This window comes from Brachybacterium sp. NBEC-018, assembly GCF_024860185.1.
Classification (GTDB): Bacteria; Actinomycetota; Actinomycetes; order Actinomycetales; family Dermabacteraceae; genus Brachybacterium; species Brachybacterium rhamnosum.
Genome location: NZ_CP100650.1, coordinates 3453213 through 3465704 on the forward strand (window position 1 = coordinate 3453213; position 12492 = coordinate 3465704).

Genomic DNA, 12492 nt, shown 5'->3' on the forward strand with positions numbered 1-12492 from the left:
TCCTTCCCAGTCGGCAGCGGGCGACCGGCCGCCTTCGGCCTCGGGGCCGCCCCTGTGATCGGTGCCAGCGTAGCCGCTCCACCAGGGGTTCCCGGACGCCTCCGCGGCAGCGTGCCCGCCGTCACAGCGGCCGCGGCTCCCGTGACGCAGGTCCCAGGGTCCACGACTACGATGGCGTGATGAGCCGCTCCTCCCGCAGCCTCTCCCAGCGCATCCGCGAGCACCTCGGTTTCAGCGTGGTCGCGATCCTCGTGCTGTTCATCCTGCTGCGCCTGCTCGGGGTCCGCTCCACGGTCTCCGGCTTCTTCTTCAGCGTGCTCATCACCCTCGCGCTGAACGTCGGCCTGTCCTACTGGTCGGAGCACCGCGCCCGCACCGCGCGGCGGAACCCGCCGGCGCAGGGCGGCGGGGACATCCGCTGGCGCGAGGACGACCGCCGCTGAGCCGCGGCGAGGACAGAGCACGAGGAGACGCGATGGCCGACTGGAAGACCTATGTGAAGGCCGCGCAGAACACGGCCAAGAAGCAGGCGCCCGGGGCGAAGCGCGCCGTGCAGGACTCCGCTGACCGCGCCCGGCGCAGCGCGAACGCGTACGCCACGGTCGCCGGCCGCACCGCGCAGCGCGCGGGCGACCGGGCGAAGGCGGAGGGCCTGGGCGGGAAGATCGCCCGCGCCTTCCGCGACGCGCTGCTGATCGGCGGCTCGCTGCTCGCGATCTGGGGCGTGCTCTACGCCGCCGGGCTGCCCATCCCGTTCACGGCCGTGATCGTCGCGGTGCTGATCATCGTGCTCATCGCCTTCGCGAGCAGCCTCTACGCGAACGTCCGCCGGCAGCGGGAGCGCGCCGCGGATCCCCGCGACCGGTGACGGTCCCCTTCCCCGGCGCCCGCGGCGCGCTGCACCACCTCGAGCTGTGGACCGGCGACCTCGCCGCCGCGGCTCCGGCCTGGGACTGGCTGCTCACGCGCCTCGGCTGGCGCGGCGAGCGCGTCGAGGGCTGGGACCGCGGCCTGATCTGGCGCCACGGCGACGGCGCCGCCCAGGTCTATCTCGTGCTCGAGCAGTCCCCGGACCTCACGGGCGACCGCGCCGAGCGGACGGCACCGGACATGAACCATCTCGCCCTGCGGGCCGACAGCGTCCCGCTGCTGGACCGCCTGCGCGCGGAGGGTCCCGTGCACGGCTGGACCGAGCTGTTCGCGGAGGCCTACCCGCATGCGGGCGGCCCCGACCACACGGCCTGGTTCGCGGAGACCGCGGAGGGCATCGAGGTCGAGGTGGTCGCCGGCCCCTGAGGCCCGGCGACCGCCCCGGGGCTCAGAGCTTCGTGAGCGGGGCGTAGCGCAGCAGCAGCCGCTTGGTGCCGTGCGGCGCCTTGAACTGCACCTCGACCTGGGTCTTCTCCCCCTGGCCGGCGACCTCGGAGACCGTGCCCATGCCGAAGGAGTCATGGGTGACCCGGTCCCCCACCGCGAGCTGCGGGAGCGAGGCGGTCGGCGTGGGTGTGCGGCCCGAGCCGAAGCTGCTCGCGCGCTTGACGTCGCTGCGGCCGCCGCCGAGCCCGCCGGAGAAGGAGGGCCCGCGACCACCGGATCCGCCCGTGCCCCCGTAGCCGCCGGATCCGCCCCGGCCCCCGTAGCCGCCGCCGTAGCCCACGCCGCTCAGCGAGGAGCCGGCGCGCGCGACGTCGAGCACCTCGTCGGGGACCTCGTCGAGGAAACGGCTGGCGGGCATGAACTGCGGGGCACCCCAGGTCGCCCGCATCTGGGCGCGCGTGAGGTAGAGCTTCTCGCGGGCACGGGTGATGCCCACGTACGCGAGCCGCCGCTCCTCCTCGAGCTCCGTGGGATCCGAGAGGGTGCGCTGGTGCGGGAAGGTGCCGTCCTCCATGCCGGTGAGGAACACGACCGGGAACTCGAGGCCCTTCGCGGTATGGAGGGTCATGAGGGTGACGAACTGGTCCTCACCCCCGGGGACCTGGTCCGCATCCGCCACGAGGGCGACCTTCTCGAGGAAGGCGTCCAGCAGCGTCGCGTCAGGGTCCTCGACGCTCGGCAGGCGCGTGCCCGCCGCGCCGTCCCCCGCGCCCTCGGCGGCCGACGCCGCGTCGGCACCTGCGGCGGCAGCCCCACCGGCCGTGGCGGTCCCGGCCCCGTCGGACGCGGCGGTGCCGTCGGCCCCGTCCGCGCCGACGGCCCCGTCGAGCTCCTCGTCCTCCGCCTCGCTCGCGGCGGCGGCCATGGCCTCCTGCTGTGCCTCGAACTCGGCGGCGACGCTGATGAGCTCCGCGAGGTTCTCGAGGCGCGACTCGTCCTGCGGGTCGTCGCTGCCCTGCAGCTCCGCGTAGTAGCCGGACTTCGTGAGGATCGCCTCGAGCAGCTCCGCGGGCGTCACGCCCTGCTCGCTCAGCTCCCGCAGCTCGTCGAGCATGACGACGAACAGACGCACGGCGTTCAGGGAGCGCGTGGCGATGCCCGGCGCCTCCTCGGCGCGGCGCAGCGCCTCGCCGAACCCGATCCGCTCCCGCTCGGCGAGCATGGCGACCGCGGCCTCCGCCCGGTCCCCGATGCCGCGCTTGGGCACGTTGAGGATGCGGCGCAGGTTGACCTCGTCCTCAGGGTTCGCGAGGACCTGCAGGTAGGCGAGGGCGTCCTTGATCTCGCGGCGCTCGTAGAAGCGCGTCCCGCCCACGACCTTGTACGGCAGGCCCACGCGGATCAGCTGGTCCTCGAGCGCGCGCGACTGGGCGTTGGCGCGGTAGAAGATCGCGACGTCGCCCGCGCGGCGCCCGGCGTCGACGAGGGCGTCGATCTGCCGGCCGATGTAGCGGGCCTCGGAGGCCTCGTCGTCCGCGACGTAGAGGGTGATCTTCTCCCCGGAGCCGTGGTCGGTCCACAGGTTCTTGCGGCGCCGTCCCTCGTTGCCCGCGATGAGCGTGTTCGCCGCGGAGAGGATGTTCTGCGTCGATCGGTAGTTCTGCTCGAGCACGATCGTGCGCGCGGAGGGGAAGTCCTGCTCGAACTCGACGATGTTGCGGATCGTCGCGCCGCGGAACGCGTAGATGGACTGGTCGGAGTCGCCGACGACGGTGAGGTCCGCCCGCGGGTCCTCCCCCACGAGCTCCTGGACGAGCGCGTACTGGGCGGGGTTCGTGTCCTGGTACTCGTCCACCATGAGGTGGCGGAAGCGGCGCCGGTAGCCCTCGCGGATCGCCGGGTTCTCCCGCAGCATCTGCACCGTGAGGCCGATGAGGTCGTCGAAGTCCACCGCGTTCGCCTGGCGGAGGCGCTCGGTGTAGTTCGTGTAGATGCGCGCGAGGGTCTTCTCGAAGGGGTTCTTCGCGGTCTCCGCCTGGTCCGCGAAGTCGATCGGGTCCACGAGCTCGTTCTTGAGCGCGGAGATCCGCGCCGCGATCGCGCGCGGCGCGTTCTTCTTGGTGTCCAGCTCGAGGTCCTTGGAGATCGTGGTGATCAGCCGCAGGGAGTCCGCGCTGTCGTAGATCGTGAAGGAGCTCTTCAGGCCCGCTGCCTGCGCGTCGCGGCGCAGGATCCGCACGCAGGCGCTGTGGAAGGTGGAGACCCACATACCGGCCGACGCAGGGCCCACGAGCTCCGCGACGCGCTCGCGCATCTCCGCGGCGGCCTTGTTCGTGAAGGTGATCGCCAGGATCTCGCCGGGCAGCGCCTCGCCGGAGCGGAGCAGGTGGGCGATGCGCCGGGTGAGGACCCGGGTCTTGCCGGAGCCGGCGCCCGCGACGATCAGCAGCGGCCCGCCGCGGTGCTCGACGGCCTCGCGCTGGGGCCCGTTGAGGTCCTCGACGAGCACGGCGAGCGCGGCGGGGTCGACCTGGCGTCGCGGCGCGGGCGGGGCCGGGGTCCACGGGGCGTCCCCGGCGAAGGGGTCCTCCTCCTCGGGGCCGTCCTCCTCCGGCGGGGCGTCCTCCTCCGGCGGGGCGTCCTCGACGGGCGCCTCCTCCGGCGGGACCTCCGCGTCGGGGTCGTCCCGGCGCGCGGGGGCGGCCGGATCCGCCCGCACCCCCTCGAGGGCGCGGAAGGAGTCAGGGAGGGAGAGGTCGTCGAAGAGTGAGCTCATGGCCCACCCAGGATAGGCGCGGGCCCCGACGGCGCAGCGCCGACGGGGCCCGGTGTGGACGAGGTCTCCGCGGCTCAGACGAAGACGGCGATGACGATGTTCGCGACGATCGCGACGGGGATGCCGAACCACACGACGTCGGGCGTCTCGGCGCGGCGGTTCTTCGCGACGAAGGCGAAGGCGGTCGCGACCAGCGCGAGCAGGAACTTCACGCCGAGCTTGGCCTGGTTCGCGTCACCGCCGAAGGACACCAGGATCATCAGCACGAGACCGAACACGAGCGCACCCGCGGCGGCGTGCGCCATGCCGGGGTTCGGCTCCTTCGTGCGGGCGGCCGCGACCCAGGTGCCGAGGGCCATGGCCCAGCAGATCATGTGCAGGACGACGAACAGGGAGATCAGGAAGGACATGCCTCCAGGGTACGTCCCCGGTCCCCGCCGGTTCCCCAGGTCACGTGCGAGAATCGGCAGATGCCCGAGCCCCGCCGCGACGCCGCTCCCCCGCCCTCGCACGAGTCGGCGGATCCGGCCTGGCTGACCGACGAGCAGCTCGCCGCGCAGGCCCCGCGCCTGGGCCGCGGCCGGGTCCTCGCGGCCCTCGCCTCCCTGCTCCTCGTGGGAGCGCTGCTGGGCTGGGCGCTGCCCCGCCTGACCGGCACCACGTGGACCGAGATCGGCGGCGCGCTGGGCGCCCTGCCCGCCTGGGCGCTGCCCGCCGCGGTGCTCTCCGGGGCGCTCGCGCTCGCGCTCGAGGCCCGCACTGTGCAGGTCGCCGTCACCGGCTCGCGCTATCCCGCGGCGCTGCAGGGGCATGCCGCCGCGACCGCGGTCTCCGTGGCCGTGCCCGGCGGCGGGATCATCGGGACCTTCCTGCTGGGTCTCGTGCTCCGCCGGCGCGGAAGCGCCCTGCTCACGATCCTCGTGGGCGTGATCGCCGCCTCCCTCGTCGAGCTCGTGATCGGCTCCATGCTGATCCCCGTGCTCGGGCTCGGGAGCTACGCGGTCGTCTCGTCGACCGGTGCGGCGTCCGTGGATCTGCCCGGGGGGATCGGCGCGGCGATCGCGACCGTCCTCGTCGCCCTGCTGTGCCTGGGCCTGCTGATGCTCGCGCTGCGCCGGGGAGTGCTGAGCACCCTCCTGGAGCAGGCGGGTCGCCTCACGGACCTCCCGGACCTGCGCGATCCCGCACGGAAGGAGGCCGACGCCGCCCTCGCCCCCGCGGAGCAGGACGAGTCCCGCCGGGCCGTCTTCCTCGGCACCGTGCTCGAGCAGCGGGACCGGCTGGTCACCCTGCTCCGGCGTCGCCCCGCGGGCCTTCTGGTCCCCACCCTGCTCGCCCGCGCCGTGCAGCTGCTCTCGCTCTGGCTGGCGCTGCGGGCGGTGGACGTCGTGCTCCCGCTGCTGCTCGTGCTCGTCGTCTACGCGCTGGGGCGGCTGCTCGCCCTGGTCCCGCTCACCCCCGGCGGCACGGGGATCGCGGAGACCGCCGGGGCGGCGCTGCTCGTCGCGATCGGCGTCCCGGCCGCCGCCGCGGCCTCCGCGATGCTGCTGCTCATGGTGACGACGACCCTCGTGCCGATCGCGATCGGCGCGGTCGCCGCGGCGCTCCTGCCCCGGCGGCGCAGCGCCTCCGCCTGAGGGTCGCCTCAGGCGACGGCTCAGTCCTCGAGATCGTCCGGCGTGGACTGGCCGAGGTCGTCGGAGACGTGCAGCGGGGCAGGCGTCGCCCCTCCGGGCAGCGGGAACCCGCCGATCCCGGCGCCCTGCTCCGCCCCCACGAAGCGCGCGACGGCCCGCACGTGGTGCCCGGCCTCCTCGCCTCGCCCCAGGAACCCGGCGCCCGCGTAGCCGCCGAGCCGGCGACCGCTGCGGCGCTCGATCCGCTCGGCGTGCCGCTCGAGCTCCCCGGCGCGTCCGCGCAGCATCGCGGCGGCCCGGCCCAGCGCGGGATAGGCGCCCTCCGACCACTGCTCCAGGAGGTCCTCCCCCACGGCCTCGCCCGCGGCAGGACCGTCGGCCCCGGAAGGCTCCGGCTCCGGACCGGATCCGGCGAGGGCGCCGAGCCCGTGGGAGACGCGCAGCCGCAGGAGGGTCAGGCGGTCCGCGCCGCGACGCAGGGCGGAGGCGTGAAGTCGCAGGTCAGAGTCCATCGCTCGGTGCACCCCCGCTGCTCGCCGTCCTCGGGCCCCCGGCCGTGCCGCCCGGGGACTGCTGCCTGCCCATCGTAGGGCCGTCCGGCGGCGCGGGAAGCTCCTCGAGCCACCCGTCGAGCACGTCGATCGCGGCTGTCCGCACGGACTCCTCCGAGAGGAACACGTCGTGGCGGGCGCCGGGGAGCGCGACGACCCGCACGGACGGCCCGAGCCGCCTCCCCGCGGCGGCGATCGCGCGGACGTCGAGCACCACGTCCGCGCGGCGCATCGACTCCTGGAAGCGGAATCCGAGCCGGCTGCGCTCGGAGTGCAGGACGAGCACCGGCACGGTGAGCGGACCGGCCGCGGCGAGGCGGTGCTGGCCGTCGAGCACCGCGGCGAGCGTGGAGGTCGGGAAGCGGTGGCCGCCGGGCGGCTTGAGCTCGAGGTCGTAGTGGTACTCCCCGCCGAAGTCGCGGTGCACGGTGCGCACGTAGTGCGACGGCCCCGGCGGGAGCACGGGCAGGTCGCCCCGCCGCGCCGCGAGGGCCGCGATCGGCGCCTCGAGCAGGGCCCGGGCGGCCCGGCCCAGGTGCATCTCGAGCCACGGGGAGTTCAGCGCGAGCGCGGCGACGGCGCCCGGTCGGCGCTGCGCGTACAGCGCGGCGACGAGCCCGCCCGTGGAATGCGCGAGCAGGACGGGAGGCGTCCCGATGATCCGGAGCGCGGCATCGAGCTCACGGTCGTACCGGGAGAGGTGGTCGATCGCGGTGGGCGTCTGGCCCGGCAGCAGGCTGCGGCCGTGCTTGCGCAGGTCCAGTCCCCAGACGTCGTGACCGGACGCGCCGAGGTGGTCGAGCAGGTCCCGGTCCAGCACGTAGTCGGACCACCCGTGCAGCGCGAGCACCGGGGGGAGTCGTCGCTCCTGCGGTGCGTCCTCCTGCTCGCGGTGGACGAGGGTGGCGATCAGCGGCCCCTCGGCGTCCTCGCCGAGATCGATCCGCCGTGCCGTGTATCCGGCCCCGAAGACGGGGTCGCGGATCATGCGTCCCCGGAGCTCTCCTTGAGCAGCTCGATGACCTCGTGGCGGTGGTAGCGGCGGTGACCGCCGAGGGTCCGCATGTAGGACAGCTTCCCGGCCTGCGCCCAGCGGGTCACGGTCTTCGGGTCGACATGGAACATCTGGGCCACCTCGGCCGGCGTGAGCAGCTGTGTCTGCTCGTCACCGTTCGTGGGTGCTTCCGAGGATCCGTTCATCGGAGGTGGGCCTTTCGACGGGGGCGGGGAGAGCGGCTGCGGGACGGGGGGAACCCGACGAGCCGGGGGCAAGCGTAGACGCCCACGGTCGGGGTCCGTCCATCCGAGGAGCTGGAACGGACCCATCGCACACCGATGCGGCCTGCATTATGTACGTCTATGCACTGCATCGTAAAACGTTTGCGGTGCCGTGTCCCGCGACACGTGTCCACATGTGCACGACCGCTCCGCACGGACCTCGCCGGACATCTCCCGACCACCTCCCGAACACCTCAGGGTCCACCTCGTCGAACCTCCCGTCGGCCCCCGCGTCGAGGGAGTCGCCCACGTCTCCTCCGACGCGGTGGGCGGAAGGTGGTGCAGGCATGTATTCTTGGGATCCGAAACATTGCCATCTCCCGGGCCCGTCAGAGCGCCCGCCAGCCGACGCACAGGGGGTCAGATCCATGGGTCGCGGCCGACAGAAAGCCAAGCAGACCAAGGTGGCACGGGACCTCAAGTACTACAGCCCGCCCACCGACCTCACCGCGCTCCAGCGCGAGCTGCAGAACCAGCGAGGCGAGGTCGGCGAGAGCGACGGGAACGAGGACAGCGACGACTGGGCCGACGAGGACGCACCGTCCGCACGTCGCCGCTGACGTTCCCCGGTCACGCACCGGATCCGTGCGACGGAGGGCCGCCCCATCGGGGCGGCCCTCCGTCTTTCCGTCATGCTCCTGGTGAGCGTCCGAGCCCGCTCAGGCCCAGCCCGGGTGCTGGCCGGCCATGAGCACCGCGCCGCCCTCGACGCCCTTGGCGCCGGTGACGACGTGCTCGATCGGGCCGGACGCGGCGGGCAGCGCCGCGGGCTCGCGGACCTCACCGATCACGCGCGCCCCGAGACCGCGCTCGGCGAGCACGGCGATCGCGGCCTCGGCGCTCCCCGCGTCGAGGACCGCGATCATGCCGATCCCCATGTTCAGGGTCCCCTCTAGGTCGAGCTGCGGGACCGCGCCCCAGCGGACGATCTCCCCGAAGACGGGCAGCGGGGTCCAGGACGAGCGGTCGATCCGCACCCCGACGCCCTCGGGCACCACGCGGGCGAGGTTCGCGGCGAGCCCGCCGCCGGTGACATGGCTCAGGGCGTGCACCGCGCCCGTGGTGCGCGCGTCCTCGAGCAGGGCGAGGACGTCCGCCGCATAGATGCGGGTGGGCTCCAGGAGCTCCTCCCCCACCGTGCGACCGAAGGCCTCCACGTGCTGGTCCAGGGCGATGCCGGCGCCGTCGAGGACGGCGCGCACGAGGGAGAAGCCGTTGGAGTGCAGCCCCGAGGCGTCCATGCCGAGCACGACGTCGCCGGGCCGCACCCGCTCCGCGCCCAGCAGCGCATCGGCCTCGACGACGCCGACGGCCGCTCCGGCCACGTCGTAGTCGTCGGCGGCCATGAGGCCCGGGTGCTCCGCCGTCTCGCCGCCCACGAGCGCGCAGCCCGCGAGCCGGCAGCCCTCGGCGATGCCGCGGACGATGTCCGCGACCCGCTCGGGGACGACCTTGCCGGTGGCGATGTAGTCGGTCATCGCGATCGGTCGCGCGCCGACCACGACGATGTCGTCCACGACCATGCCCACGAGGTCCTGGCCGATCGTGTCGTGCACGTCCAGGGCGCGGGCGATCGCGATCTTCGTGCCGACGCCGTCGGTCGAGGAGGCGAGCAGCGGGCGACGGTAGTCCTTCAGGGCGCTGACGTCGACGAGGCCCGCGAAGGCGCCGATCCCGCCGAGCACCTCGGGGCCGTGGGTCGCGGCCACCGCCTCCTTCATGAGGTCCACCGCGCGGTCGCCCGCCGCGGTGTCGACGCCGGAGGCGGCGTAGGTCAGGCCGGAGGGCGAGGCGGACTCGCTCGTGGTCATGCGGGCTCCTTGACGGTGCGGTGCTCGAGGGTGGAGGAGTTCGCCGAGGCGGGGATCCCCTGCGCGCGGGCGACGGGGTCCGGCAGGGACACGGGGTACTCGCCGGAGAAGCAGGCGGTGCACAGGGCGCCGCGGTCCTGGCCGGTCGCCGCGATCATCCCGTCCTCGGAGATGTAGCCGAGGGAGTCGGCGCCGATCGAGCGGGCGATCTCCTCCGTGTCCAGGCCGTTGGCGATCAGCTCCGCCCGCGAGGCGAAGTCGATGCCGTAGAAGCAGGGCCAGCGCACGGGCGGCGAGGAGATGCGCACGTGCACCTCCGCCGCCCCGGCCTCGCGCAGCATGCGCACGACGGCGCGCTGCGTGTTGCCGCGCACGATCGAGTCGTCGATGACGACGAGGCGCTTGCCGGCGATGACCTCGCGCAGCGGGTTGAGCTTGAGGCGGATACCGAGCTGGCGGATCGTCTGGCTGGGCTGGATGAAGGTGCGGCCCACGTAGGCGTTCTTCACCATGCCCTGGCCGTAGGCGATGCCGGACTCCTGCGCGTAGCCGATCGCGGCGGGCGTGCCGGACTCCGGGGTGGGGATCACGAGATCCGCCTCGACGGGGTGCTCGCGGGCGAGGCGTCGGCCCATCTCGGTGCGCGACTCGTTGACGCTGCGGCCGGCGATGCGGGTGTCCGGGCGGGCGAGGTAGACGTACTCGAAGACGCAGCCCTTGGGCTGCGGCTCGATGACCTGGCGGCTGCGCAGGCCCTGCTCGTCGATGACGAGCATCTCGCCCGGGGCGACCTCCCGCACGAAGCTCGCGCCGCAGATGTCCAGGGCGGCGGTCTCGGAGGCGACCACCCAGCCGCGCTCGAGACGGCCCAGCACGAGCGGGCGGATCCCCTGGGGGTCCCGTGCGGCGTAGAGGGTGCGCTCGTCCATGAGCGTGAAGCAGTAGGCGCCGTGCAGGCGGGGCATGATCTCGGCGAGGGAGTCCTCGAGGGACCCCTCGGTGTTCAGCAGGGCCGTCACCAGGGCGGTGTCCGTCGTGTTGCCGCGGGCGATCTCGCCGCGGGACTGCCCGCCGTGACGCTCTTCGACGAGCGCGAGGAGCTCCTCGGTGTTCACGAGGTTGCCGTTGTGGGCGAGGGCGACGGTGCCGTCCGGCCGCGGGCCCAGCGTGGGCTGGGCGTTGGACCAGATCGAGCCGCCGGTCGTCGAGTAGCGGGTGTGCCCGATCGCGATGTGCCCCTGGAGCGCCTCGAGGCTGGTCTCGTCGAAGACCTGGGAGACGAGCCCCATGTCCTTGTAGACGAGGATCTGCGAGCCGTCGGAGGTCGCGATGCCCGCGGACTCCTGCCCGCGGTGCTGCAGGGCGTAGAGCCCGTAATAGGTGAGCTTGGAGACCTCTTCCCCCGGGGCGAAGACTCCGAAGACGCCACAGGCGTCCTGGGGGCCCTTCTCGCCGGGGAGGAGGTCGTGGGAGAGGGTTCCGTCGCCGCGTGCCACCCGGCCATTCTGCCACAGCGCCAGATACCCGGCGACGGTCGTCCGCGCGCCCGTTCCGGCGACGGAGTCGCTGGTCAGCGGCCGGTGCGGCGGGAGCGTGCGCGGAGCACGAGCATCTCGACGAGGCAGACGATGGCCGCGAGCGGCACACCCACGAAGAGCGCCGCGTCCAGCGCGAGGGTCACGGCGCCGGCGAGACCGCCGAGCTGCAGGAACGGGGAGACGATCAGGGCGACCAGAACGGGGGCGAGGAAGGCGATGACGATCCAGAAGCCGAGCGTGGGCACCCGGCCGGTGCGCTTGTAGAGCGTGGTGGCGCCCGCGAGCTCCGGCTCCGTCGGAGCGCCCTCGGCGGCGGGTGCCACCGGGGCGGCCTCGGGGGTGGACGGGCTGGCGGGGTGGGACGTGTCGTTCACAGTGCTCCTGCGGCGTCGACCGCGGCGGCGACGATCGCCGGGTCGGTGGGGGTGTCGGGGGCGTCCGCCTCGACGGCGGAGCCGGGGCGGCGGCGGGCGGAGAGATGGACGTCGGCGACGCCCGTGGTGCGCACGAGCTCGGCGATGTCCGCCGGGCGGATGCCCGCTCCGGCGCAGATGTCGATGAGCTCCTCGCCCGCACGGACCATGGCGGCGAGGTCGGCGGCGCCGTCGAGGGCCCGCGCGGCGCCGCCGGAGCTCAGCACCCGGTGGAATCCGAGGCCGAGCAGCGTGCGCACGGTCTCCTCGCGGGCGTCCCGGCCGGGCAGGGCGTCCACGGCGCGGTGCGCGGTGAGCGTGAGCCCGCGCATCGCGGACTGCGCGGCGCCCAGGGCCGCGTCGCGGATCGTGGTGAGCGCGGGGACGTCGAGCTCGCCGGCGGGGGTGAGCGCGCCGAGGACCACGCCCGCGGCGCCCGCCTCGACGACCTCGGCGGCCTGCGCGGCGAGCAGCGAGATCTCCTCGGCGTCGTGCACGAACTCCTCGGGCCGGCCGAGGAAGTCGCCCGTGCTCGCGCGGGTGCGCAGCAGCACATGGACGTCGAACTGGGGCCGGGCGTCGCGCACGGAGACCAGCGCCGCGGCGCGCTCCGCCGCCTCGGCGACCAGGTCGACGGGCGGGGTGATGCCGCCGCGCTCGAGGTCCACGCACAGCTCGACCCTGTCGGCGCCCGCGAGGGCGGCGATCTCGAGCCCCGCGAGGTCCTGGACGGCGATCTCGACGGCGACGCTCATGCGGTCCCCTCCTCCGCGGCTCCCGGGGCGAGCGCCGTGCGGACGGTGCGACGGGGACCGGGCAGCGGCAGCAGCTCGGAGAGGTCGCTGCGCTCCCCCGAGGCCGTCAGGCGGCCGGCGGCGCGGGCCTCGGCCCAGGTGAGGCCGCCGGTCACGAGGGCGAGCCAGGTCGCGGCATCGGTCTCGACGACGGCCGGCGGGGTGCCGCGCGTGTGCCGGGTGCCGGGGACCGCCTGGACCGCGGCGTAGGGCGGGACGCGCAGCTCGACGGCGCCCCCGGGGTACTCCTCGGCGAACAGCTCGAGGGTGTGCCGCACGGCCGGGGCGAGCACGGGCCGACGGGCGCCCTCGGGATCGCGGGCCCAGGCGGCGAGCGCGTCCCGTCCCTCCTGCGGATCGGTGCGGCGGGTCACCAC

Annotated in this window: 15 protein-coding genes; 5 read left to right on the plus strand and 10 right to left on the minus strand. The window is 74.3% G+C overall.

Annotation, left to right across the window (positions count from 1 at the left end):
- Nucleotides 1-179: 179 nt before the first annotated feature.
- The 3 genes from NLU66_RS15690 to NLU66_RS15700 are packed head-to-tail and all read left to right on the plus strand — an operon-like array spanning nucleotide 180 to nucleotide 1296.
- On the plus strand, nucleotides 180-443 hold the full coding sequence (locus NLU66_RS15690; RefSeq protein WP_259360540.1) for a hypothetical protein: 264 nt from the start codon (nucleotides 180-182) through the stop codon (nucleotides 441-443).
- Between the two features lie 32 nt (nucleotides 444-475).
- The gene (locus tag NLU66_RS15695; protein ID WP_259360541.1) at nucleotides 476-868 is read left to right on the plus strand and encodes a hypothetical protein; all 393 of its coding nucleotides are present in this window, start codon (nucleotides 476-478) and stop codon (nucleotides 866-868) included.
- Nucleotides 865-1296, plus strand: coding sequence for a VOC family protein (locus tag NLU66_RS15700; protein ID WP_259360542.1), 432 nt, complete (start codon nucleotides 865-867; stop codon nucleotides 1294-1296). Before NLU66_RS15695 ends, NLU66_RS15700 begins: the two co-directional genes overlap by 4 nt.
- Before the next feature lie 22 nt (nucleotides 1297-1318).
- Here the strand turns inward: NLU66_RS15700 and NLU66_RS15705 are convergent, their stop codons facing one another.
- Both NLU66_RS15705 and NLU66_RS15710 read right to left on the minus strand, forming a co-directional pair.
- Nucleotides 1319-4093 carry a UvrD-helicase domain-containing protein gene (locus NLU66_RS15705; RefSeq protein WP_259360543.1) on the minus strand — a complete coding sequence of 925 codons (2775 nt, stop codon included), beginning with the start codon at nucleotides 4091-4093 and terminating at the stop codon, nucleotides 1319-1321.
- Nucleotides 4094-4167: 74 nt separating this feature from the next.
- Nucleotides 4168-4503: a hypothetical protein gene (locus NLU66_RS15710; RefSeq protein ID WP_259360544.1), complete on the minus strand. Its 336-nt coding sequence runs from the start codon at nucleotides 4501-4503 to the stop codon at nucleotides 4168-4170.
- A gap of 60 nt (nucleotides 4504-4563) precedes the next feature.
- On the opposite strand from NLU66_RS15710, the gene NLU66_RS15715 reads away from it, so the two are divergent.
- Nucleotides 4564-5730, plus strand: coding sequence for a flippase-like domain-containing protein (locus tag NLU66_RS15715; protein WP_259360545.1), 1167 nt, complete (start codon nucleotides 4564-4566; stop codon nucleotides 5728-5730).
- A 20-nt stretch (nucleotides 5731-5750) separates the two neighbouring features.
- Here the strand turns inward: NLU66_RS15715 and NLU66_RS15720 are convergent, their stop codons facing one another.
- The 3 genes from NLU66_RS15720 to NLU66_RS15730 are packed head-to-tail and all read right to left on the minus strand — an operon-like array spanning nucleotide 5751 to nucleotide 7481.
- Nucleotides 5751-6242 carry a hypothetical protein gene (locus tag NLU66_RS15720; protein WP_259360546.1) on the minus strand — a complete coding sequence of 164 codons (492 nt, stop codon included), beginning with the start codon at nucleotides 6240-6242 and terminating at the stop codon, nucleotides 5751-5753.
- Nucleotides 6232-7269, minus strand: coding sequence for an alpha/beta hydrolase (locus NLU66_RS15725; RefSeq protein ID WP_259360547.1), 1038 nt, complete (start codon nucleotides 7267-7269; stop codon nucleotides 6232-6234). The genes NLU66_RS15720 and NLU66_RS15725 overlap by 11 nt, the downstream gene beginning before the upstream one ends.
- Nucleotides 7266-7481, minus strand: a complete 216-nt coding sequence (locus NLU66_RS15730) for a BldC family transcriptional regulator (RefSeq protein ID WP_259360548.1) — start codon at nucleotides 7479-7481, stop codon at nucleotides 7266-7268. The genes NLU66_RS15725 and NLU66_RS15730 overlap by 4 nt, the downstream gene beginning before the upstream one ends.
- Before the next feature lie 446 nt (nucleotides 7482-7927).
- Here NLU66_RS15730 and NLU66_RS15735 point away from each other — a divergent pair, with 446 nt between their 5' ends.
- Nucleotides 7928-8119: a DUF3073 domain-containing protein gene (locus tag NLU66_RS15735; RefSeq protein ID WP_103385032.1), complete on the plus strand. Its 192-nt coding sequence runs from the start codon at nucleotides 7928-7930 to the stop codon at nucleotides 8117-8119.
- A 99-nt stretch (nucleotides 8120-8218) separates the two neighbouring features.
- On the opposite strand, the gene purM is transcribed toward NLU66_RS15735, so the two are convergent.
- From purM to NLU66_RS15760, 5 genes are all read right to left on the minus strand, one after another.
- A complete protein-coding gene (gene purM, locus NLU66_RS15740; protein WP_259360549.1) occupies nucleotides 8219-9370 on the minus strand; it encodes a phosphoribosylformylglycinamidine cyclo-ligase in 1152 nt (383 codons plus the stop codon).
- Nucleotides 9367-10866, minus strand: a complete 1500-nt coding sequence (purF, locus tag NLU66_RS15745) for an amidophosphoribosyltransferase (RefSeq protein ID WP_259360550.1) — start codon at nucleotides 10864-10866, stop codon at nucleotides 9367-9369. The genes purM and purF overlap by 4 nt, the downstream gene beginning before the upstream one ends.
- 74 nt (nucleotides 10867-10940) lie before the next feature.
- Nucleotides 10941-11282, minus strand: a complete 342-nt coding sequence (locus tag NLU66_RS15750) for a hypothetical protein (RefSeq protein WP_259360551.1) — start codon at nucleotides 11280-11282, stop codon at nucleotides 10941-10943.
- Nucleotides 11279-12076 (minus strand): copper homeostasis protein CutC, encoded by a 798-nt coding sequence (locus tag NLU66_RS15755; RefSeq protein WP_259360552.1) that lies wholly within the window; start codon nucleotides 12074-12076, stop codon nucleotides 11279-11281. Before NLU66_RS15755 ends, NLU66_RS15750 begins: the two co-directional genes overlap by 4 nt.
- Nucleotides 12073-12492, minus strand: coding sequence for a sterol carrier family protein (locus tag NLU66_RS15760; RefSeq protein ID WP_259360553.1), 420 nt, complete (start codon nucleotides 12490-12492; stop codon nucleotides 12073-12075). Before NLU66_RS15760 ends, NLU66_RS15755 begins: the two co-directional genes overlap by 4 nt.